The following is a 20,337-nucleotide window of genomic DNA, read 5'->3' as shown; positions in this document are numbered from 1 at the left end:
GTCATTCGCCACCAAGTCCCAGGAGGATACCCTGGACTGCGCTGACCGACGTCACCAGTACCTCACTGCCCGCGAGGTCACTGGCAGCGCTGACTGCATAGTCCTCACCATCGGGCATCAGCAGGGAAACGGCGACGGACGCCAGCGCATTCCCCCGCCGCACCAGCACCTGCGCCTCACCGTCCCGGGTAAATACCGCCGACCGGGGCACCGCGTAGGCTGCCTGCCGGTAAAGCGGGCGGGCACTGAGCGTCGCATTCAGGGTGACCTCGCAGTCCGCGGGTATCGGCTCACTCCAGGCGGTAACGAAGAAGCCTTCGGCCACGCGGTCGACGGCGGCCACCGCGACCCGGCAGGTGGAAAGCTCCAGCGCGGCGAGATCCCCTGCCGACGCCATGGGCACCCGCGCGCGAAGTCGCAGGGCGTCTGCGGCCAGGAAGCCGGCGAGCTCCGTGCCGGCCACCAGACGCTCACGGTTGTCGGCATAGTGAATGCGCCCGTCGATGGGCGCGACAAGCGTGATTGCCTCATCATGATCGGTCGTTTCGCGCACCAGCTCCTGGAAATGTCGCATGTGCTCGAACTCCAGCTGCAGTGCGAGATAGCGATCGGATATCTCGACCCACTGGTCTTCCCGCAGCGCCTGCTGGCGATAGGACTCGCGGCTTCGCTCGTAACGGTCCTTCGCGGACTCGTAGCGTGTCCGGAGCGTGGAATACTCCAGCAGCAGATGGTGTATTTCGGGGCCATCGAGCACCACAAATGGCTGGCCGGCACTGACGGCCTCACCATTGTCCACCAGGTAGCTTGCGCGACGGGCATCCCTCGGCAATTCAATACGGTACATGGCGCCGCCCCGGTGAGTCGCACTGGCCTGCACCGCCGGGCCCGGCACCTCGTCCAGCGGCTGCACCGCTGCGAACGACAGGTTCAGGTCACCGAGATCATCGATAGCCACCCGCTGCGCCGCCGCCCACGCCGGCAGCAGCGCCAGAATCAGACCAGCACAAAGCAGGCAACGCCGGTATCGCTTCATAAGGACTGTCCTGCTGTCTGCCGCTGTCGCGCGGCGTTGCGGTGTATTTCTGACGCGATCAGCGCAAGCTCACCGCGCCGATCCAGCACATCGATCAACCGGCGCAGAACCAGCTCCGCCTCGACCTCATTGCCGGTACGAAGAGAGAGCAGCTGCGCCTCGATCTGCTCACCCAGTCGAGCGGACTCTTCCAGAAGCCGCTGCCGGGTGCGCAGGCGCTGCTCATCGCTGCGAAGCGTCTGCCATTGACTGCGAATCTCGAGCTGCGCCTCATCACGCTGTCGAGCAGCGTCACGCTGAGCGGCGGCTTTCTGGCTTTCGGCCCCGCGGTTGCGGACCTCCAGCATGCCCAGCGGCACGTCCACTGCCAGGCCGTACTGCCGCTCATCCTGTGCGGGACCGGCAAAGTCCCGGGCCACCAGCGCCAGGTTCCAGTTGGCCGCCTGCGGCTCTGAGAGACCGGCTACCGCCCGGCTCTGCGCCTGCCCGAGCTCGAGCAGCATCAGCCGCGGATGCGTTGCGTAATTCGGACGTTCGGGAAGCGGTGCCGTCTCCGCGATATCCGCGGGCACCGTGGGCAGTCCGGTAAGCGCCTGAAAACGCAGGGCCGCCTCGCGCTGCGCCGCTTCGCGATCGGCCAGCAACAGCTCGGCATCCAGCCGCTCCTGGCCGGTCAGCAGCAGGGAATACTCCGGCGTTGCGCCGGCGCGCACCTGAAGCTCTGCACGCGCCTCCAGCTCAGACAGCAACTGCACCCGTTTGCGGGCCTGCTCGATCTGCACACTGGCCAGCCGGTGCGCCCACACGGTCTCGCGTATCAGGCCGGAGAAATACCAGGCCCGGTAGTCGCGGTTGGCCTGGTCGAGGCGCGTCTCAAGACCGGACAACGAATTATCCAGCCTGCGGCGCAGTCCGGACTTCACCGGCAGGTTCAGCGACACCTCAGTCTCGTCAGTGCCGCGGTCCAGATCGCTCTGGACATGAAGCGCGGACAGGACCGGCAGGCCACCCAGAATTCCCGCGCCGGCACTGGCATCAGCCGCTTCCGCCTCCCCCTCGCCGTGATAAGCGAGTGTGGCCGCGAGGACCTCCTGCAGAGAAAGCGTGCTGGCCTGCTGCGCCCGGGCCGCCCCCACCACAACGGTGACGCCCGCTACCAGGCAGACTGCGAGGAGCCATGATTTCATCAAGTTACCGGGCATGTTCCACCAAGGTCTGAAATTGTCGGGTATTCTACCGGCTTGACGCGGCAATGCATCCTGCAAATGCCCCACAGGAATGCCTGTGGTACATATGCCCGATAACGCCAACCGCTGGTTTTTTACGGAGGTGAATGTGAAAGATCGACTGATTGCTGCCCTGCTCGCATGCATCGTGCTGCTGGAGCTGCTCGACGTCACCGCCGATGCCGGCCTCGGCGTCCCGGCGTGGCACCTGGTGCAGGAGTGGACACTACTGCTTCTGTCTGCCGCGGGTTTCGTCTACCTCGTGATTGATATCCGCCGCCGCACGCGGGAGACCCGGCAATTGCGTGGCTCACTGTCCCTGACCCACCAGAAACTGGAGCTGCTGGGGCAGCGCATGCGCGATGCCCGTCGACAGTATGGGGAGGTGATACAGGATCAGTTCGAGCAATGGGGTCTGAGTCTCGGGGAGCAGGAGGTGGCACTGCTGTTACTCAAAGGCCTGAGCCTGAAGGAGATCGCCAGCGTCAGAAACACCAGAGAAAAAACCGCCCGACAGCAGGCGTCGAGTATCTACAGCAAGACCGGACTGGAGGGTCGACACGCCATCTCGGCCTGGTTTCTCGAAGATTTTCTGACGGTCGATGCCCCGCAGCCACCGCAGGACGAGGCATCCAGCCCGGAGTAGCTTTTGCCCCCCCAAATCCGTATTCTCTGCGCATGTTGCCACTTGCCCCCGCGCCGGATACCCCACGTAACCGATGACTTATTGCCTCGCTATCGCCCTGGACGAGGGTCTGGTGTTCTGCTCCGACTCACGGACCAACGCCGGGCCCGACCGGGTCAGCACCTACAGCAAGATGCACCGCTTCTGCGTGCCCCACGATCGTTCGCTGGTGATACTCACCGCCGGCAACCTCGCCACCAGCCAGGCGGTCATTGCGCAGCTGCAGCGGGATATCGAGGAAGACAACGACTTCAATATCTTCAAGGCGCGCTATGTCAGCGATGTCGCCGACTACCTGGGCGAACTTAGCCTCGCCGAGCAGGCCAAGTACGCCAAGAAAGGCGGCCCCAATGCGGGCTTTTCGCCCAGCGCGAGCTTCATTCTCGGCGGCCAGATCAAGGGGCAGCAGCCGGAACTGTACATGGTATACCCCGAGGGGAATCACATTACCGCCTCCGATCTGTATCCCTATCTGCAGATCGGCGAGACCAAGTACGGCAAGCCGATTCTCGACCGGATCATTCGCCCGCATACGCCGGTCGAAACCGCCATGCGCTGCGCGCTGGTGTCGATAGATTCCACCATGCGCTCCAATGCCACCGTGGGCCCACCCCTGGAATGTCTGTTTTACGAGAAAGACAGCCTGCAGCCCTACAACCGCTACATCATGCTGGAGGAAAACCATCCTTATCTTGCCCGGCTGCGGCAGAGCTGGGACGACAACATCCGCATGGCCTTCGACAACCTGCCGCCGCTCAGCGACGTGTTTGCAGCAGCCGAATAATCCGGTCAACGAATTCCAGCTTGTTGGCGACATGGCGGTTGATGGAGAACGGATAGGCGTCGCCCAGGCCCATGCTGCGGTTCAGCTCGTTCAGGGTTGTGCTGATATCCATCCACACTGAAATGCGCTCGGCCATGCTCATCTCCGCCGGCGCCCGATAAACCAGCCCCTGCGTGGCAGCGGTTTCCAGCGCGTCGTAAATGTGCAGGTAGTGCCCCCAGCACTCGGCCCAGTCCTCGGTGGGATGCACGCTGGCGTACGCACTGATGTAGTGATCGCGCCAGTTGGACACCGGGCCGTGGTTGTAGTGGTACTGTAGCGCGCCGGCATAGTCGCGACTGTCGTCGCCGAAGGTCTGGCCGAAGGCGTCTCGGGTCTCTGCATCCGGCTCCAGCCGGCTCCAGAAATAGTGGCCGGATTCGTGTCGCAGGTGGCCCAGCACAGTGCGATAGCTTTCATTCATCTGGTGTCGCACCTGGGTGCGCGCAACGTCGTCAGCCTCCAGGGTGTTGATGGTGATGACCCCGCCGAGATATCCCGTTGTCGCAAAGCTTTCCGCAAACATGTCGCGGCTGCGGCCGTCCTCGATAAAGTCGAACAGCAGGCCATAACGGGGATCTTCCCAGCCGCTGACCAGGGGCACCTGCAGCTGCATGAGCGTGAAAAAGAGCCGCTTCTTGCCCTCCTCCAGTACGCGCCAGCGCCGGTCATTGTCCGGCAGAGACTGATTGGGGACCGTGCGGTTGAACTGGCAGCCGAAACAGAGCGGGTGCGACGCCGCGGCGGGTCGCAGCCAGTTGCAGACATTGTAGATTTCACCGTTGTCACACAGGCGGAACCGCTCACCGTCCGCCGCACAATACACGCTGTCGTCGCCCTTGCTGACCGTGCGCATATTGCGTGTTGCCGGGTCAAAACCCAGGCGCGCGCCGCAGGCGACGCAGTGGTCGCTGTCGAAGAACACCTGACTGCCGCAATCACAGCGGAATCGTTTCATCGCGTATCAAACCGGAACCAGGTGTCGCTGATCGCGGCATGCACCTGACTCAATACCACCTGCAGATCATCAATATACACATGCAGCTCGTCCCGGCCGTATTTTTCCGACTCGAAGCGCCGCAGCTTGCGCCGCGCGCGGTCGACCATTTTCAGCGCCTGGGTATGGTTGGACAGGGGGCTGAGCTCCTCGCGGATGCCGCGCAGGCAGAAGGCCAGCGAGCGCGGGAAGGCCGGTTCGAGAAATACGAAATCCACCGCCGCATTCTTTTCCACCAGCGGTCCGATCATCCGCCGATAGGCGCCCAGCGCCGAGAGTGATTTCAGCAGCGTGCCCCAGAGCAGATGGTCGATGGCCTGATGCGCACCCTCCTGGTCAAGAATGTCCGCGGCACCGACGTCGATGATGCGAGTGGTCATGTCGGCGCGTTCCAGCAGCTGGCCAATCTTGACAAAGCGATAGGTGTGATCCCGGCACAGGGTGCTGTTGAGCACCCCCGTGATGACCTGGCTGCGGGAGACGATTTCCTGCAGGAACTGCTGTCGGTTGCGACGGCCCACGGAATTGCCCGAGTGCTCACGCGCGTAAAGATGCAGCTCGTTGACCAGCTCCCAGACTTCGTCGGGCAGGACATCCCGGGTGGTGCGGACGTTCTCCCGCGCCGCGTGAACCGCGTAGGGAATGCTGCAGGCCGCGCCGGACTCGGCAACCAGCAGCTTAACCACGTTCTGCTCGTTGGGCACGCGGAAATACTCGCCGAAAATCGGGTTGGCGGCCAGAATACGCACGAGGATGTCCCAGCCGGGCTGGGAGTCCCGCGGGATGTCCATGACCATGTGGTGATAGGCGTCGACCAGGCGCGCCGCGTTCTCCGCGCGCTCGAGATAGCGCGCCATCCAGTACACGCGCTCAGCCACTCGCGACAGCATGGTCATGATTTGCCCTCCACAATCCAGGTGTCCTTGCTACCCCCGCCCTGGGAGGAATTCACCACCAGCGAGCCCTTCACCATGGCAACGCGGGTCAGGCCGCCGGCGGTCACGTAGGTCTCGCGCCCCTGGAGAATAAAGGGTCGCAGATCCAGATGACGCGGCTGCACGCTATCATCGATAAACGTGGGCGCGGTAGACAGCGCCAGCGTGGGCTGGGCGATGTAGTTGCGCGGGTTTTTCTCGATCAGCTTTGCAAACCGCCGCCTTGTGGCCTCGTCGCTGTGCGGCCCCACCATGATGCCGTAACCCCCGGACTCGTTCGCCGGCTTGACCACCAGCTCATCGAGGTGCGAGAGCACATAGTCGCGGTCCTTGTCGTACATGCACAGGTAGGTGGGCACGGAACGCAGCAGCGGCTCCTCCCCAAGGTAGTAGCGGATCATTTCCGGGACAAAGGCGTACACGACCTTGTCGTCCGCAACACCGGCACCGGGCGCGTTGGCAATCGCCACCTTGCCGGCGCGCCAGGCGCGCATCAAGCCCGGAACGCCGAGAACGGAATCCTCGCGAAACGCCTCGGGATCCATGAATTCTTCGTCGATGCGCCGGTAGATGACATCGACCCGGATCGGCCCATCCACGGTGCGCATGTAGACGCAGTCCTCATCGTCCACCAGCAGATCAGCGCCTTCCACCAGCTCTGCCCCCATCCCCTGGGCAAGAAAGGCATGCTCGAAATAGGCCGAGTTGTAGATTCCCGGGGTGAGCACGACCACGCAGGGCCGCTTTCGCTCGCGGGGCGACAGCGAAGCCAGCGTTGCGTAGAGCTGTGACGGGTAGTCGTCCACCGGGAGAATGCTGTAGTTCTCGAACAGCTCCGGGAGTACGCGCTTGGTGATTTCACGATTCTCGAGCATGTAGGACACGCCCGACGGCACTCGCAGATTGTCCTCCAGCACGTAGAGTCTGCCATCGGCGTTGCGGATGAGATCGCTGCCGCAGATGTGCGCCCACACCCCGAAACGCGGAGAGGCACCGACGCAGGCGGTCTTGTAATTGGGCGACTCGAGCACGATGTCCGCAGGCACCTTGCCATCCGCGAGGATTTTCTGGCGATTGTAGATATCGTCGATAAAGCGGTTGAGCGCCCGACTGCGCTGGGCCAGCCCGCGGCTGACGTTGCGCCACTCGCGTTCGGTGATGATCCGGGGAATGATATCAAAGGGCCAGGCGCGATCGATATTGCCGCCCTCGGTGTACACCGTGAACGAAATCCCCATCTCGCGGATCGCGACCTCCGCCGCAGTGCGCCTCGCATCCAGCTCGCCATCGGGAAGGCCGCCGAGCATATTCACCGCCTGCCGCGCCGCCACCCGAGGCCTGCCCTTCGGGGTGAACAGCTCATCGTAGAACCCCGTGGCCTTGTAATCCCCCCAACCCTGATCCATGGAACCTCCGTCACCGAGAAGCCAGATGCATGCCAAGAGGCATCAATATAACGAATAACCCGACAAACCACACGGACGGGCAGTGGCTGTGATGGCGGGCGGACGGTACACTCGATCCCAACATGGCGCTTTGACGCCGGAAAACACCCAGGGAGACGCCCCATGCCGAGCACTCACCATCGCGCCTGTCACCTGTGCGAAGCGATCTGCGGACTGGTCATCGAGACCGAGGGCCAGACTATCCTGTCCATAAAGGGCGACCCCGACGATCCGCTCAGCCGCGGACACATCTGTCCCAAGGCCATCGCCCTGCGCGATATCCATGAGGACCCTGATCGCCTGCGTCAGCCGATCAGGAAAGTCCGCCACGCCGATGGCCATGTCGAGTGGCAGGAAATCTCCTGGGATGAGGCGCTCGATGCCACCGCCGACGCACTGTTCGATGTCCATGAACGCCACGGCGTCGATGCCATCGGCGTGTACCTCGGTAATCCGACGGTGCATAACATCGGCATGATGACCCACCAGAACAACCTGTTCCGCTTTCTGCGAACCCGCAACCGCTTCTCCGCCACCTCCGTCGATCAGCTGCCGCACCATCTGGTAGCGCTGTGGCTGTTCGGTCACAAGGCAATGTTCCCGATACCGGACATCGACAACACCGACTATTTCCTCATGCTGGGCGCCAATCCGGTGGCGTCCAACGGCAGCATCTGGACCGTTCCCGACATCCGCCGGCGAATCCGCGACCTGAAGGCCCGCGGTGGACGGCTGGTCGTGCTCGATCCCCGGCGCACGGAAACGGCGGACATGGCCACGGAGCATCATTTCATACGCCCCGGCAATGACGCGCTGTTCCTGGCGGCGCTGCTGCAGACCCTGTTCCACGAGGGCCTGGCAAAGCCCGGACACCTTACACCGCTGTTGCGTGACCTCGACAGCGTTGCCGATGCCGTGCGCGATTTCACGCCAGAGTCCGTGACCGAGGCCACCGGTATCGCAGCCGACACGATCCGCGGTATCGCCCGCGACCTGGCATCGGCGCCGCGCGCTATCTGCTATGGCCGCATGGGCGTCTCCACCCAGGAGTTCGGCACCCTGTGCCAGTGGCTGATTGCGATGATCAACATTGCCACCGGCAACCTCGACCGCCCCGGCGGTTCGCTGTTCACGCTGCCGGCGGTAGACCAGGTCAGCAATACCGGCCCCGGCGGCTTTGCGAGGCATCACAGCCGCGTGCGGCAGCTGCCGGAGTTTGATCGGGAGCTGCCCTCGTCCGCGCTGGCAGACGAAATCACCACCCCGGGGGAAGGGCAGATCCGCGCCCTGTTCACCGGCGCCGGCAACCCGGTGCTGTCGACGCCCAACGGGCGCCAGCTGGACGAGGCACTGGCGTCACTCGAGTTCATGGTGTCGCTGGATCCGTACCTGAACGAGACCACGCGTCATGCCGACATTATCCTGCCGCCAACCTCGCCGCTGGAGCACGACCACTACGATCTCGCCTTCCATATGAACGCCATGCGCAATACCGCGCGCTACAACCCGCCGATATTCGAGCGCGCCGAGGGTTGTCTGCACGACTGGGAGATCTTCAGTGCGCTGGGTGAGCGGATCGCTAACCGTCTTGGGCTTGAACCAAAGCCGGCACAGCCGCCGCACGCCATGATCGACGCGGGCCTGCGCGCCGGCCCCTACAGCGAAGCGCGCGGAAGTGAGCACGCACTCACGCTGGAAAAGCTCAAGCGGAATCCGTCCGGCATTGACCTTGGCCCGCTACAGCCACAGCTGCCGGAGCGCCTGTTCACCGCGGACCACATGATCCACTGCGCGCCGCCGCCGGTGCTGGCCGACCTCGACCGGCTGCGCCGGCATCACCTGGCCGCCGACAACGTCGGACAGCTGCGCCTGATCGGACGCCGCCACGTGCGCTCCAACAATTCCTGGATGCACAACTACCACCGCCTGGTGAAAGGCCGCGACCGCTGCGCCCTGATGGTCCACCCAGACGACCTTGCGGCGCGCGGCCTGGCCGATGGCGCGCGCGCCGAACTGGCCTCGCGCACCGGCACCCTCACGGTCACCCTGGAGGCCAGCGAGGACATTATGCCCGGCGTGGTGAGCCTGCCCCACGGCTATGGACACGATCGCGCCGGCATCCGCATGCAGACGGCCCGTGCCAACGCCGGCGTATCGTGCAATGATATTACCGACGACCGCTTCCTTGACGGCCTGTCCGGCAACGCCGCCGTGAACGGGGTGCCGGTAACGCTCGCCCCCTGTGACGAGAGTCCCCTCTCGGCGGGCACCGCTGGTGAAGGCATTCGGGCATAGGCGCCCTTCAATCGTGGAGACTTACTGATGGACGTGGCAAGCATCGTTTTCTGGCTTGTGCTGCTGGGCCTGGTGATCTACGTCATCAGCATCTACAACAGCCTGGTGACACTGCGCAACCGCTACAAGAATGCCTTCGCGCAGATTGAAGTGCAGCTTAAACGGCGTTATGACCTGATTCCGAACCTGGTGGAGACAGCCCGCGGCTACATGCAGCATGAGCGCGAGACGCTGGACGCCGTAATCAGCGCTCGCAACGAGGCTGCCAGCATTCTCAAGGCCATTGGCGGCACCGGTGACGGACCATCGCTGGGCAAACTGGCCGGTGCCGAGAACGCACTGCAGGGCGCCCTCGGCAAGCTCAACGTGACCATGGAAGCCTATCCGGATCTCAAGGCCAGCGAAAACATGCAGCAACTGTCGGAGGAGCTCACCTCCACCGAGAACCGGGTGGCCTTCGCCCGCCAGGGCTTCAACGATGCGGTCATGGCCTACAACACCTACCGGCAGAGCTTCCCGCCAGTGCTGCTTGCCGGGACCTTCGGCCATCCCCTGGACGCAGAACTGCTGGAATTCGACGACAGTGCCCAGATCCAGGTAGCGCCAAAGGTCGCCTTCTGAAGCGGCGTTCCCCGTGAGCCAGACAGCGCAGGCAATTCCGTAGGGCATGGATTTCTTCGCACGACAGGACCTGGCGCGACGCAACACGCGCCTCCTGGTCATTCTCTTCAGCCTGGCAGTCGTGGCGCTCATTGTCCTTGCCAACCTGCTTCTGGGCGGGTTTTTCTGGCTGTCGGACGATGGCCGCGGCTATTCAGGGAGTGGCGGCGGACTGGGTGGACTCGCAGACCAGCTCAGCTGGGAGCGTTTCGGGTGGGTCAGCCTCCTGGTCCTGGGCAGCGTGGGCCTGGTATCCCTGGTGACCTGGATCCGTCTCGCCTCCGGCGGCAAGCACATTGCCGAGAGCCTGGGCGGGGCCCGAGTCCTGCCACAGACCGACGATCCCGACGAGCGGCGCTGCCTGAACATTGTCGAGGAGATCGCCCTCGCCGCCGGCATGCCCGTGCCCGACCTCTACGTGCTGCATGAGGAGCGGGGCATCAACGCCTTCGCCGCCGGCGTCGGTCCGGCAGATGCGGTGGTAGCAGTCACCGCCGGCACGCTGCACCATCTCAACCGCGACGAGCTGCAGGGGGTTATCGCGCACGAGTTCAGCCACATTCTGAATGGCGACATGCGCCTGAACATACGCCTCGCGGCGCTGCTGAAAGGGATTACCTTTCTCGGCGATGTCGGGTACTTCTTTCTGCGCAGCGGCGCCCACCGGCAGTTTCGCAGCGGGCGCGGCCAGCAGCAGAACAACGGGCTGCCGCTGTTGGGAGTCGGCCTGGTGGCCATCGGCTGGATCGGTGGTCTCGCCGCCGGCATGATCAAATCGGCCATCAGCCGGCAGAAAGAGTTTCTCGCCGATGCCAGCGCCGTGCAGTTCACGCGTAACCCGGACGGTATCGCCGGCGCCCTGAAGGTGATCGGCGGCTATCTGCCGGGCACCCTGGTGCACGCCGGACGGGCACCCGAGATGTCGCACCTGTTCTTTGGCGCCGTCACCCATCGACTGTTCCAGCCCTTTTCCACGCATCCGCCACTCGCCACCCGCATCCGCCGCATCGATCCGGGCTGGAACGGCGAGTACATCAAGCGGCAGGTGCGGCACTACACCAATACCCCACTGCGACGCGACAGCGTTGCCCGCAGCGAGGATCCCACGCTGGTGCTGACCGCAGCCCTGGCAACGGGCGTGCTGAGGGAAACCACCGTCGACGGGCCCGCCGGGAATATGCAGGCGACCTTCGACGCTGACGCATCGACAAGCGTCCCCGAACCAGCAGCGCCCATACCCGTTGCGCTGCTGCGGCACGCACACGAACCCCTGGGCGCCAGCGCCATCACACTGGCATTCCTGCTGGCGGAGGATGAGGATACCCGTCGCCACCAGCTGGACCTGGTGGAAGAACACGGTGTGGCCGGGCTCGCCACGCTAACAAATACCCTGCAGAGCGCGGTTGCCGATCTGCCCGCCGGCGCCAGACTGACGCTGGTGAACACCTGTCTGCCGGCACTTCGGGCAATGTCGTCGCCACAGTACCGGGAATTCAAGCAGACGCTGCTACAGCTGATTCAGGCAGACGGTCGCACCAGCCTGTTCGAGTGGTGTATCTACCAGCTGGTGCGGCACTACCTGGATCCGGAGTTTCTGCAGGTACGCACGGCAACGCCGCGCTTTCGCCGCATGACGCAGGTGAAGAGCCAGCTGCAGCGCGTGCTCTCCATGCTAGCCCACGCCGGCAGCGGGGATGCCGGGGATGCCTTTGCCGCGGCCCGGGACAGCCTGCAAATGCCATCACTGCAGCTGCTGCCGATAGCCGATTGCTCGTTAGCCGGGTTCAGCCGCAGCGTCCACGAACTTGCCGACTGCTTTCCCCTGCTGAAACCGCGCCTCCTGAAAGCCATGGAGCAGGCAGCCGGGGCTGACGGTGAGGCCTGCGCCGTTGAGCGGGAGCTGATTGCCGCCATTGCCGCGGTGATCGACTGCCCGCTACCGCCCTCACTGCAATCACCGGTGACTTCATCGCTGGCGTACTGACGCCACCCGCTCCCCTTCGGTCTTTTCAGGGCAATGGCAGCTGACGGCTGGCCAAACCGCAGCCGTTTGCTATCTTTATTCAACGCACCGACGCAGGAGTTGCGCATCGCCAAGGATGGTGGATGCAGCGTCGGCGCGCACAATCCGTAAACCACATCCAGGACAAGGAGGTCAGGTTATGGAGCTATCACCGGCTGTATCACGCACGGCGGTCGAGTTCCCCCAGGCGGCGCTGGACAAGCCCCGGCACCATGCGCTCTCGCGCACCACAGACCAGGTTCTGCGCATTCTGCTGCGCGGAGATCTGTCCCGCCTGCGGGCAGACGCGGTAGCCGAGACCCTCGGCATCAGCGGGACGACGCTAAGGCGTCGACTGCGCGCAGATCACACCAGCTACCAGTTCCTGCTCGATCGGGCGCGGCAGTATCGCTGTGAGCGTCGGCTGCGGGAGCAATGGGTACCCGGCAAGTGCCTGGCGGATGAACTCGGCTACAACGAAGTGAACAGTTTCTATCGCGCTTTTCGCCGCTGGACCGGGCTCGGCTTCAACGACTACAAGCAACGTCACAGCGCGCAGATGTGCGCTGCAGCCGAGCAGAGACCGCCGTATTCCCCCCAGTAGCGGGGGAAAACTCAGTCGAAGGGATGTCTGAGTACGATGGTCTCGAGGCGATCGGGTCCGGTCGAGATGATGTCGATAGGGGCACCCACCAGTTCCTCAAGCCGCTTGATATAACTGCGTGCGGCGACCGGCAGCGCCTGCAGGTCGCGCACGCCCACGGTGCTTTCCTGCCAGCCGGGAACGCTCTTGTAGACCGGAACGATATCGGCGTAATCGTCCGCGTCCACCGGGTTGGGGACCGGGTTGCCGTTGCGGTCGGTGTAGGCGGTGCAGATACGGATTTCATCGAGGCCGTCGAGCACGTCCATTTTTGTCAGGCACAGCCCACTGACCGAGTTGATATTGACGGCACTGCGCAACGCCACGGCATCGAACCAGCCGCAGCGTCGCGGACGGCCGGTCGTGGCACCGAACTCGTTGCCGCGCTTGGCAAGCTGGGCGCCCACGGCGTCAAACAGCTCCGTGGGAAAGGGTCCGGAGCCAACCCGTGTGGTGTATGCCTTGGTGATCCCGAGGACATAGTCGAGATACAGCGGACCGAATCCGGTACCTGTCGCCGTGCCACCCGCGGTGGTGTTCGAGCTGGTGACGTAGGGGTAGGTGCCGTGATCGATATCCAGTAACGAGCCCTGTGCCCCCTCAAACATGATGCGGGCACCGCTGCGACGATAGTCGTGCAGGATGGTGGTCACATCCGCGAGCATGGGCAGCAGCTGCTCACCCATCGCAAGCGTGGCGTCCGCCGTCGCGTCGACATCCTCGGCCTCCACGCCATAGTAATGTACGAGCTGGGCATTGTGGTATTCCATCACCTCGGCGAGTCGGCTGCGAAAGCGCGCCGGGTAGCGCAGATCGCCGACGCGCAGTCCACGACGTGCCACCTTGTCTTCATAGGCGGGGCCAATGCCGCGCCCCGTGGTACCAATCTTGGCATCACCGCGTCGCGCCTCGCGCGCTGCGTCCAGCGCAACATGGTAGGGCAGAATCAGCGGACAGGCGGGGGAAATGCGCAGCCGCTGTCGCACAGGCACCCCCTTTGCCTCGAGGGTGGCGATTTCCGTCAACAGCGCCTCGGGCGACAGCACCACACCGTTTCCGATCAGGCACTGCACGTCTGCGCGCAGAATGCCCGAGGGAATCAGGTGAAGCACGGTTTTTTCGCCGTCACAGACCAGCGTGTGACCGGCGTTATGCCCCCCCTGGAAGCGCACAACGGCATCCGCCTGATCCGTCAGAAGGTCCACGATCTTGCCCTTGCCCTCGTCGCCCCACTGGGTGCCGAGAACAACTACGTTCTTGCTCATGCTAATCCGTCCGGTGATTCGACGCTGTCTCCAGCGCCTGTACTGTCCATTCTCCATCACGCTGCACCAGCTCGCGGCTGCAGCGAGGGTCCTTTTCTCCGGTCAGGGAGGTAATCACGATTTCTCCGGCGTCACGCAGCCCGCAAACCGCGGCAGCGAGCGCCGGATCTGTGGACACTGGCGCGTGAATGCAGGAAACCGGCGCCGGACCTGCCACCTGAAGCTGCACCAGCGTCTTCAGATCTGTGGCAAACCCCGTCGCCGGGCGAGCGCGGCCATAGGCCCGTCCGACATTGTCATAGCGCCCCCCGTTGGCCACTGCCTCACCATATCCCGGCACATAGGCGGCGAACACAATGCCTGTGTGGTAGTGGTAACCGCGCAGCTCGGCAAGGTCGAAATAAATATTCACCTCCGGGTGTGCCGCCGCAATCTGGGCGGAAACCTCACGGAGCGTGCGCAGTGCCTCATCGATGCCGGGCGCAACCGGCGACAACAGGGCTTCAGCGCGCTCCAGGGCGTCGTTTCCGCCGTGCATGCCGATCAGAGCCAGCAATGCCTCACGGGGCTCGCTGGCAACACCGGACAGTGCCTGCAGCAGGTCCGGTCGCGACTTGCGCTGCAATGCATCGAACACGGCAGCTTCCCGGGGGTCATCCAGGGCAAGACTCTGCAACAGCCTGCCACACACGTCGCCATGGCCAAGGTCGAGCGTCATGTCCCGATCGCTGATCCCCGCAGCACGCAGCGTGGCGAGCATGAGATGGATCACCTCGATATCCGCGGCCAGCGCCGCCTCACCGAAGATCTCCGCGCCCGCCTGCACCGGCGACCGGGAGGCGAGCAGCGACTTCTGCCGGGCATGCAGCGTGGAACCCGTGTAGCACAGCCGGCTGACACCCTCATCCGCAAGACTGTGTGCATCGATGCGGGCGACCTGCGGAGTAATGTCCGCGCGCACGCCCAACGTGCGTCCGCTGGGCTGGTCGGGCATCTTGAACGTCAGTGTGTCGAGGTCGGCACCGACACCCTCCAGCAGGGAATCCGTAAACTCCATCAGCGGGGGAATGACCAGTTGATAGCCCCAGCCACGGTAGAGATCGAGCAGGCGGCGTCGCAGCGCCTCCAGCGCCGCCGCCCTGTCGGGCAGCAGTTCATCGACGCCATCGGGCAGCTGCCAGCGATCAGTGCTAGTTTCGTGACCCATGCGTAACTCTCAATTGATCAGGTATAACAGCCCGAGCCCGAACAGCATGCTGCCGAGACCGAAACGTCGGATTGTCGCGTCGTCCAGGAGGGCTACCGTGGCCAGCATGCTCCGCCAGCGGGAGGGGCTCAGAAACGGCAGCACTCCCTCGATCACGAACACCAGAGCGACGGCAACGGGAAATACCTGCCAGAAATCCATGGGTAACCACCGCTAGAACGCCATAAAAAACCGCGAGGCCGGGTACCTGCAACGAGGCCCGATCTCACGGTTTGCGCATATTATCACAGAGGCGGGGGCTGACGCCCCCGCCGACCGGCCTAATTCACCGCGTCGGCAGGCTCCTTGAGCGCCCCGCTGGAATCCTTGAGATAGCGGAAGAACTCGCTGTCAGGCTTGACGAGTATCATGTCGCCGGAGCTCTGGAACGATTCCTGATAGGCGCGAAGGCTGCGCGTGAACGAATAGAACTCGGGGTCCTGTCCGAAGGCATCGGCGTAGATGCGTGTTGCCTCGGCATCCCCCTCACCGCGGATCTCCTGGGCATCACGGTAAGCGTTGGCCTCGATCACCGTCACCTCCCGGTCAGCGGCAGCGCGGATACCCTCGGCGAGCTCCTGACCCTGGGCCCGCAGCTCGCGCGCTTCCTTCTCACGCTCTGCGTTCATGCGTCGATACACTGACTCGGAAACCTCCTGCGGCAGATCAATCTGCTTGACCCGCACGTCGATCATCTCCACGCCCAGTTCTGTCCGAGCCACAACATCCAGCTCGCGGTTGATGGCCGCCATGAGCTGATCGCGCTCGCCCGATACCACTTCCTGAATGCTGCGTGCTGCTACCTGATTCCGCAAACCATCGTTGATGCGCTGAGACAGCAACGCCGACGCGCGAGTCTCGTCACCGTTGGTGGCGGTGTAGTATTTCGCGGTATCGATAACCCGGAATTTGGCATACGAATCGACGATCAGGGCCTTCTGCTCCTGGGTGAAGAACCGCTCCGGGGTAGAGTCGACCGTCAGCACGCGACCGTCGAACTTGCGCACGTTGTTGACGAACGGAACCTTCACGTGCAGACCGGGCTCCAGGTTGGGGGTGACCACCTGACCAAAGCGCAACAGAACACCACGCTCGGTTTCCTTGATGATGAACAATGCATTGCTCGCGATAAACAATACCAGAACCGCGAGCAGCGAAACTGTCATACTGCGTCCAGACATAATTAGCGTACTCCCCCGCGGCGGTTCTGTTCCATCGCGGCATCGCGACGCAACTGTTCTGTAACGGCATCCGTCAGTTCGCGCAGGCGCGCGGCATCCGACTGCATGCTACGCCCTCCCTGACTGCCACTGCTGGCAGAGCGCTCGGCAAGCTTGTCGAGCGGCAGATACATGATGTTGTTTCCACCCTCCACGTCGACCATCACCTTGTTGGTCTTGCTCATGACATTCTGGACCGCGTCGATGTAAAGACGCTCCCGCGTCACGTCCGGCGCCATGTTGTAAGCAGTCAAGAGCTGGTTAAAACGGCTGGCTTCACCCGTGGCGCTGGCCACAACCTGCTCGCGATAGGCGCTCGCCTCCTCGATCTGTCGCTGCGCGCGACCGCGGGCCTCGGGCACAACGGAATTCGCATAGCCCTGCGCCTCGCTCTTGACCCTTTCCTCGTCTTCTCGTGCCTTGATCACATCATCGAAGGCTCCCTGGACCTGCGTCGGCGGCCTGGACTCGTCCACGTTGACGGTGCTGATGCGAATACCGGTACCGTAAGCGGACGTATATGCCTGCAGGCGCTCCTGCATCTCCGATGCAACCCGTGCCCGGCCTTCGGTAAGCACCAGGTCCATTGTCATGCCACCGACGACGTGACGCAGGGCGCTTTGTGCGGCCTGTTCCAGCGACGACTCGGGTGAGCGAACGTCGAGAACAAAACTCTCGACATCATCAATCACGTACTGCACGGACGCCTGAACCTCAACGATGTTCTCGTCCTGGGTGAGCATGATCTCGCGGAAATTCTTTGCCCGCACTTTGGTCGTGTTGACCTTGATCACCTCGTCAATCAGCGGTGCATTCCACTGCAGGCCCGGCATCGCCACGCGGTTGAATTCGCCGAACCGCAGCACAACACCGCGTTCCTGCTCGTCGACCTGATAAAAACCCATCAGACCCCAGACAACGACGGCGCCGGCAAGCACCAGCCCGAGCACGGTGCCGCTGATCTTGCCACCGCCGCCGGATCCGCCGCGCCCACCGCCGCTGCCTCCAAACAGACCGCCGAGTCGCTGCTGCAGCTTCTTGAGCGCTTCGTCGAGGTCGGGTGGGCCCTGATCACCGCCGCCCCAGGGGTCCTTTGGCTTGTTGCCGCCGCCACCCGGTTCATTCCAGGCCATACGTTTCTCCTGATGTTCGAAAGGTTCTAGTTTAGCAAAAAAGAAGGGTGCCCTGTTGCCGCACTACCGTCTATGCGATAACAGACACGCCATGTTTTTCAGTGATGATGCTCCGACGCCAGCAGTCGATCCCATTCAACCCGCGGCAGACGCACGTGCAGGTGCGAAACGCCGTCGTCGCCGAACTCCTCCGAGGCCACCGCACCCAGCTGGTAGAGCGCCGCCCGCAGGCGGGACTGCCCGGGATCGAGATCCAGATTCTCATCCACCATGTCGTCGGCCACGCGCTCGGCAATGGCCTGCAGCAGCAGGTCGATCCCTTCACCGGTGGATGCACTCAGCCACACACGGACGGGCCTGCCCTCGTCGTCGCGGTCAAGCCGCGGGCCCATTTCCAGGCAGTCGATCTTGTTGTACACCTCAATCTGGGGCACATCGGTAGCGCCGATCTCGTCGAGCACTTCCTGCACGTGAAAACGGTGCTGATCGCGTTCGCCGCTCGCCGCGTCAACGACATTGAGAAGCAGATCGGCACTGCGTGTTTCCTCGAGCGTTGCCTTGAAGGCCTCTACCAGTCGGTGCGGCAGATGCGAGATGAAACCCACTGTGTCGGCCAGAATCACCGCACCCGCGTGCTCGAGCTCCAGGCGTCTCAGCGTGGGATCCAGCGTGGCAAACAGCTGATCAGCAGCAAACACACCAGAGGCCGTGAGCCGGTTGAACAGGGTCGACTTGCCGGCGTTGGTGTAACCCACCAGCGCCACCGTGGGCACCTCCGCACGCCGCCGGGACCGACGGCCCTGCTCGCGTTGACGGCGCACCTTGTCGAGCCGTCCGAGAATCGCCTTGATGCGCGCGCGCAGGAGCCGGCGGTCGGTTTCGAGCTGGGTTTCACCCGGGCCGCGCAGGCCGATACCGCCCTTCTGCCGCTCGAGGTGGGTCCAGCCGCGCACCAGCCGGGTGCTCATGTGCTCGAGCTGCGCCAGCTCCACCTGCAGCTTGCCCTCATGGGTTCGCGCCCGCTGCGCAAAAATGTCAAGAATAAGACCGGTGCGGTCGAGCACACGGCACTTGAACTCGCGTTCGAGGTTACGCTCCTGGCTTGGACTCAGGGTGTGGTTGAATATGACAATCTGGGCACCGTGTTCCTCGACGGTCTGCGCAATTTCCGCCACCTTACCGGAGCCGACAAAGGTGCGGGAATCCGGCGCCTGCCGTGAGGCCATAATGAAGGCCACCGGGTCGCCGCCCGCGGACAGCACCAGCTCTTCGAACTCGCGCGGATCCTCCGTTTCACTGCCCCGACCGAAGTCGATGTGTACGAGTACAGCAATCTCTCCCGACTCGGGACGCTCAAAAAACACGACAATAACCTCGCGGGGCAGGCGGAACAGACACGCGGCGCTGTTCAGCCGCCGCAGGAAACTCAGCTTTCGTCATCGTCCTCGGGTGGATTCTGCATGGGCAGGCGTACGACGCGGCCCGGAACGACTGTCGAGATGGCATGCTTGTACACCATCTGGCTGACCGTATTCTTCAGCAGTACGACAAACTGGTCAAAAGATTCGATCTGGCCCTGCAGCTTGATGCCGTTGACCAGATAAATGGATACCGGAACACGCTCCTTGCGCAGAATGTTCAGGTAAGGGTCTTGTAGCGTATGCCCTTTTGACATGCTTTTCTCCTTGTGGACCCAACCCGGGCCAAAAAAAACGGTAAGCGGTGACTGCCGCAACAGGATACTACATGGGGTTGTACGCAAGATAGTTCAAGAGCAGATCGGATGCCGCCGCGTTTTCTTTATTGGCCATAGCGACGGGAAACGTGTGTGTTTCGGGCATTCCCGCCGCATTTGTGTGAATCCAGTGCAGGTCTGGCCATTTGCGCAGCCAGGTCAGCTGGCGTTTGGCCAGCTGACGCGTCGCGGCGATGGCGCGATCCCTGGCCGTCGCAAGATCGCAGTCGCCATCCAGGTACTGCCAGATCTGCCGATAGCCGACGCTGCGCATTGACGGCAGGTGAAGATCCAGGTCACCGCGGGCGCGTAGCGCGGCCACCTCGTCCACCAGGCCGGCGTCGAGCATGGCATCGAAGCGCGCGGCAATGCGCGCATGCAGCCACTCGCGCCGCAGCGGGCAGATGGCCACCTGTACCACCCGGTAACCCGCCGCCAGGGGCGGTTTACCGGGCACCGCATGCCAGTCGCTGAGAGGGACGCCGGAACTGCGGTACACCTCCAGCGCCCGGGAAAGACGCTGCGAGTGCTGCGGGTGGATTCGCGCCGCGGCCTGCGGATCCACCCGCGCCAGCTCCGCATGCATCGCGGGCCACCCGCGCCTGGCGGCATCGGCTGCTATCGTCTCGCGCTGCGCGGGGTCCGCAGGCGGCATGCTCGACAGACCCTGCAGGAAAGCGCGGAAATACAGCATGCTGCCACCCACCAGAATCGGCACCCGGCCGCGATCACGCATGCCGTCGAGCAGCGGGGCAAGGTCGTCGAGAAACCGCGCCGCGGAATAGGGCTCGGCGGGGCTGCAGATATCCACCAGGTGGTGCGGCGACTGTGGCCTTGCAGCGCCAATATCGAGCCCGCGATAGACTAGCGTCGCATCAACGCTGATCAGTTCGCCGGACAGCTTCTGTACCAGACCCTCGGCCAGCGCGGTCTTTCCGGCAGCGGTGGGCCCCATGATGCACAACAGCAGCGGCCGCTCTTCAGCCACGCG

General features: G+C 63.5%; 19 protein-coding genes. 6 read left to right on the top strand and 13 right to left on the bottom strand.

Annotated features, from left to right (window positions below; genetic code table 11):
- Nucleotide 1: 1 nt before the first annotated feature.
- Complete coding sequence (locus tag EV688_RS12910; RefSeq protein WP_117318752.1) at nucleotides 2-1,036, bottom strand: efflux RND transporter periplasmic adaptor subunit; 1,035 nt, start codon at nucleotides 1,034-1,036, stop codon at nucleotides 2-4.
- Nucleotides 1,033-2,223 carry a TolC family protein gene (locus EV688_RS12905; protein ID WP_117318749.1) on the bottom strand — a complete coding sequence of 397 codons (1,191 nt, stop codon included), beginning with the start codon at nucleotides 2,221-2,223 and terminating at the stop codon, nucleotides 1,033-1,035. Before EV688_RS12905 ends, EV688_RS12910 begins: the two co-directional genes overlap by 4 nt.
- Nucleotides 2,224-2,371: 148 nt before the next feature.
- On the opposite strand from EV688_RS12905, the gene EV688_RS12900 reads away from it, so the two are divergent.
- Nucleotides 2,372-2,908: a helix-turn-helix transcriptional regulator gene (locus tag EV688_RS12900; RefSeq protein ID WP_117318865.1), complete on the top strand. Its 537-nt coding sequence runs from the start codon at nucleotides 2,372-2,374 to the stop codon at nucleotides 2,906-2,908.
- Between the two features lie 73 nt (nucleotides 2,909-2,981).
- Nucleotides 2,982-3,731 (top strand): proteasome-type protease, encoded by a 750-nt coding sequence (locus EV688_RS12895; protein WP_117318747.1) that lies wholly within the window; start codon nucleotides 2,982-2,984, stop codon nucleotides 3,729-3,731.
- Here the strand turns inward: EV688_RS12895 and EV688_RS12890 are convergent.
- From EV688_RS12890 to EV688_RS12880, 3 genes are read right to left on the bottom strand one after another with little or no spacing between them, the layout of a single operon-like run.
- Nucleotides 3,703-4,728, bottom strand: a complete 1,026-nt coding sequence (locus tag EV688_RS12890; RefSeq protein WP_117318745.1) for a zinc-binding metallopeptidase family protein — start codon at nucleotides 4,726-4,728, stop codon at nucleotides 3,703-3,705. The two genes, EV688_RS12895 and EV688_RS12890, sit on opposite strands and share 29 nt — an antisense overlap.
- Nucleotides 4,725-5,663, bottom strand: coding sequence for an alpha-E domain-containing protein (locus EV688_RS12885; protein ID WP_117318743.1), 939 nt, complete (start codon nucleotides 5,661-5,663; stop codon nucleotides 4,725-4,727). Before EV688_RS12885 ends, EV688_RS12890 begins: the two co-directional genes overlap by 4 nt.
- Nucleotides 5,660-7,108 (bottom strand): circularly permuted type 2 ATP-grasp protein, encoded by a 1,449-nt coding sequence (locus EV688_RS12880; protein WP_117318741.1) that lies wholly within the window; start codon nucleotides 7,106-7,108, stop codon nucleotides 5,660-5,662. Before EV688_RS12880 ends, EV688_RS12885 begins: the two co-directional genes overlap by 4 nt.
- A 162-nt stretch (nucleotides 7,109-7,270) precedes the next feature.
- On the opposite strand from EV688_RS12880, the gene EV688_RS12875 reads away from it, so the two are divergent.
- From EV688_RS12875 to EV688_RS12860, 4 genes are all read left to right on the top strand, one after another.
- On the top strand, nucleotides 7,271-9,442 hold the full coding sequence (locus tag EV688_RS12875; RefSeq protein WP_117318739.1) for a molybdopterin oxidoreductase family protein: 2,172 nt from the start codon (nucleotides 7,271-7,273) through the stop codon (nucleotides 9,440-9,442).
- A 27-nt stretch (nucleotides 9,443-9,469) separates the two neighbouring features.
- Nucleotides 9,470-10,063: a LemA family protein gene (locus EV688_RS12870; RefSeq protein ID WP_117318737.1), complete on the top strand. Its 594-nt coding sequence runs from the start codon at nucleotides 9,470-9,472 to the stop codon at nucleotides 10,061-10,063.
- Nucleotides 10,064-10,109: 46 nt separating this feature from the next.
- Nucleotides 10,110-12,086, top strand: a complete 1,977-nt coding sequence (locus tag EV688_RS12865; RefSeq protein ID WP_117318735.1) for a M48 family metallopeptidase — start codon at nucleotides 10,110-10,112, stop codon at nucleotides 12,084-12,086.
- A gap of 178 nt (nucleotides 12,087-12,264) precedes the next feature.
- On the top strand, nucleotides 12,265-12,708 hold the full coding sequence (locus EV688_RS12860) for a helix-turn-helix domain-containing protein (RefSeq protein ID WP_117318733.1): 444 nt from the start codon (nucleotides 12,265-12,267) through the stop codon (nucleotides 12,706-12,708).
- A gap of 11 nt (nucleotides 12,709-12,719) precedes the next feature.
- Here the strand turns inward: EV688_RS12860 and EV688_RS12855 are convergent, their stop codons facing one another.
- The 8 genes from EV688_RS12855 to miaA form a co-directional block, all read right to left on the bottom strand.
- Nucleotides 12,720-14,012 (bottom strand): adenylosuccinate synthase, encoded by a 1,293-nt coding sequence (locus tag EV688_RS12855; RefSeq protein ID WP_117318731.1) that lies wholly within the window; start codon nucleotides 14,010-14,012, stop codon nucleotides 12,720-12,722.
- Between the two features lies 1 nt (nucleotide 14,013).
- Nucleotides 14,014-15,219, bottom strand: a complete 1,206-nt coding sequence (locus EV688_RS12850; RefSeq protein ID WP_117318729.1) for an ATP phosphoribosyltransferase regulatory subunit — start codon at nucleotides 15,217-15,219, stop codon at nucleotides 14,014-14,016.
- Nucleotides 15,220-15,228: 9 nt separating this feature from the next.
- Nucleotides 15,229-15,420, bottom strand: coding sequence for a DUF2065 domain-containing protein (locus tag EV688_RS12845; protein WP_117318727.1), 192 nt, complete (start codon nucleotides 15,418-15,420; stop codon nucleotides 15,229-15,231).
- Between the two features lie 119 nt (nucleotides 15,421-15,539).
- Nucleotides 15,540-16,439: a protease modulator HflC gene (gene hflC / locus EV688_RS12840; protein WP_117318725.1), complete on the bottom strand. Its 900-nt coding sequence runs from the start codon at nucleotides 16,437-16,439 to the stop codon at nucleotides 15,540-15,542.
- Between the two features lie 2 nt (nucleotides 16,440-16,441).
- Nucleotides 16,442-17,611: an FtsH protease activity modulator HflK gene (gene hflK, locus EV688_RS12835; protein ID WP_117318723.1), complete on the bottom strand. Its 1,170-nt coding sequence runs from the start codon at nucleotides 17,609-17,611 to the stop codon at nucleotides 16,442-16,444.
- Between the two features lie 98 nt (nucleotides 17,612-17,709).
- Nucleotides 17,710-18,975 (bottom strand): ribosome rescue GTPase HflX, encoded by a 1,266-nt coding sequence (gene hflX / locus EV688_RS12830; protein WP_117318722.1) that lies wholly within the window; start codon nucleotides 18,973-18,975, stop codon nucleotides 17,710-17,712.
- 62 nt (nucleotides 18,976-19,037) lie between these two features.
- Entirely contained in the window at nucleotides 19,038-19,286 is a 249-nt protein-coding gene (hfq, locus tag EV688_RS12825; protein WP_117318720.1) for an RNA chaperone Hfq, read from the bottom strand.
- Between the two features lie 67 nt (nucleotides 19,287-19,353).
- Nucleotides 19,354-20,334, bottom strand: a complete 981-nt coding sequence (gene miaA / locus EV688_RS12820) for a tRNA (adenosine(37)-N6)-dimethylallyltransferase MiaA (RefSeq protein ID WP_117318718.1) — start codon at nucleotides 20,332-20,334, stop codon at nucleotides 19,354-19,356.
- Nucleotides 20,335-20,337 lie beyond the last annotated feature (3 nt).

The organism is Chromatocurvus halotolerans, assembly GCF_004340525.1.
Taxonomy (GTDB): domain Bacteria; phylum Pseudomonadota; class Gammaproteobacteria; order Pseudomonadales; family Halieaceae; genus Chromatocurvus; species Chromatocurvus halotolerans.
The sequence above is the reverse complement of the archived record's forward strand: the minus strand, read 5'-3'. Positions and strand labels throughout refer to the sequence as shown.

Bases quoted from the DNA above. Each gene is read 5' to 3' on its own strand.
- EV688_RS12910 (WP_117318752.1), bottom strand. From the start codon at position 1,036: ATGAAGCGATACCGGCGTTGCCTGCTTTGTGCTGGTCTGATTCTGGCG.
- EV688_RS12905 (WP_117318749.1), bottom strand. From the start codon at position 2,223: ATGAAATCATGGCTCCTCGCAGTCTGCCTGGTAGCGGGCGTCACCGTT.
- EV688_RS12895 (WP_117318747.1), top strand. From the start codon at position 2,982: ATGACTTATTGCCTCGCTATCGCCCTGGACGAGGGTCTGGTGTTCTGC.
- EV688_RS12890 (WP_117318745.1), bottom strand. From the start codon at position 4,728: ATGAAACGATTCCGCTGTGATTGCGGCAGTCAGGTGTTCTTCGACAGC.
- EV688_RS12885 (WP_117318743.1), bottom strand. From the start codon at position 5,663: ATGACCATGCTGTCGCGAGTGGCTGAGCGCGTGTACTGGATGGCGCGC.
- EV688_RS12880 (WP_117318741.1), bottom strand. From the start codon at position 7,108: ATGGATCAGGGTTGGGGGGATTACAAGGCCACGGGGTTCTACGATGAG.
- EV688_RS12875 (WP_117318739.1), top strand. From the start codon at position 7,271: ATGCCGAGCACTCACCATCGCGCCTGTCACCTGTGCGAAGCGATCTGC.
- EV688_RS12870 (WP_117318737.1), top strand. From the start codon at position 9,470: ATGGACGTGGCAAGCATCGTTTTCTGGCTTGTGCTGCTGGGCCTGGTG.
- EV688_RS12865 (WP_117318735.1), top strand. From the start codon at position 10,110: ATGGATTTCTTCGCACGACAGGACCTGGCGCGACGCAACACGCGCCTC.
- EV688_RS12860 (WP_117318733.1), top strand. From the start codon at position 12,265: ATGGAGCTATCACCGGCTGTATCACGCACGGCGGTCGAGTTCCCCCAG.
- EV688_RS12855 (WP_117318731.1), bottom strand. From the start codon at position 14,012: ATGAGCAAGAACGTAGTTGTTCTCGGCACCCAGTGGGGCGACGAGGGC.
- EV688_RS12850 (WP_117318729.1), bottom strand. From the start codon at position 15,219: ATGGGTCACGAAACTAGCACTGATCGCTGGCAGCTGCCCGATGGCGTC.
- EV688_RS12845 (WP_117318727.1), bottom strand. From the start codon at position 15,420: ATGGATTTCTGGCAGGTATTTCCCGTTGCCGTCGCTCTGGTGTTCGTG.
- hflC (WP_117318725.1), bottom strand. From the start codon at position 16,439: ATGTCTGGACGCAGTATGACAGTTTCGCTGCTCGCGGTTCTGGTATTG.
- hflK (WP_117318723.1), bottom strand. From the start codon at position 17,611: ATGGCCTGGAATGAACCGGGTGGCGGCGGCAACAAGCCAAAGGACCCC.
- hfq (WP_117318720.1), bottom strand. From the start codon at position 19,286: ATGTCAAAAGGGCATACGCTACAAGACCCTTACCTGAACATTCTGCGC.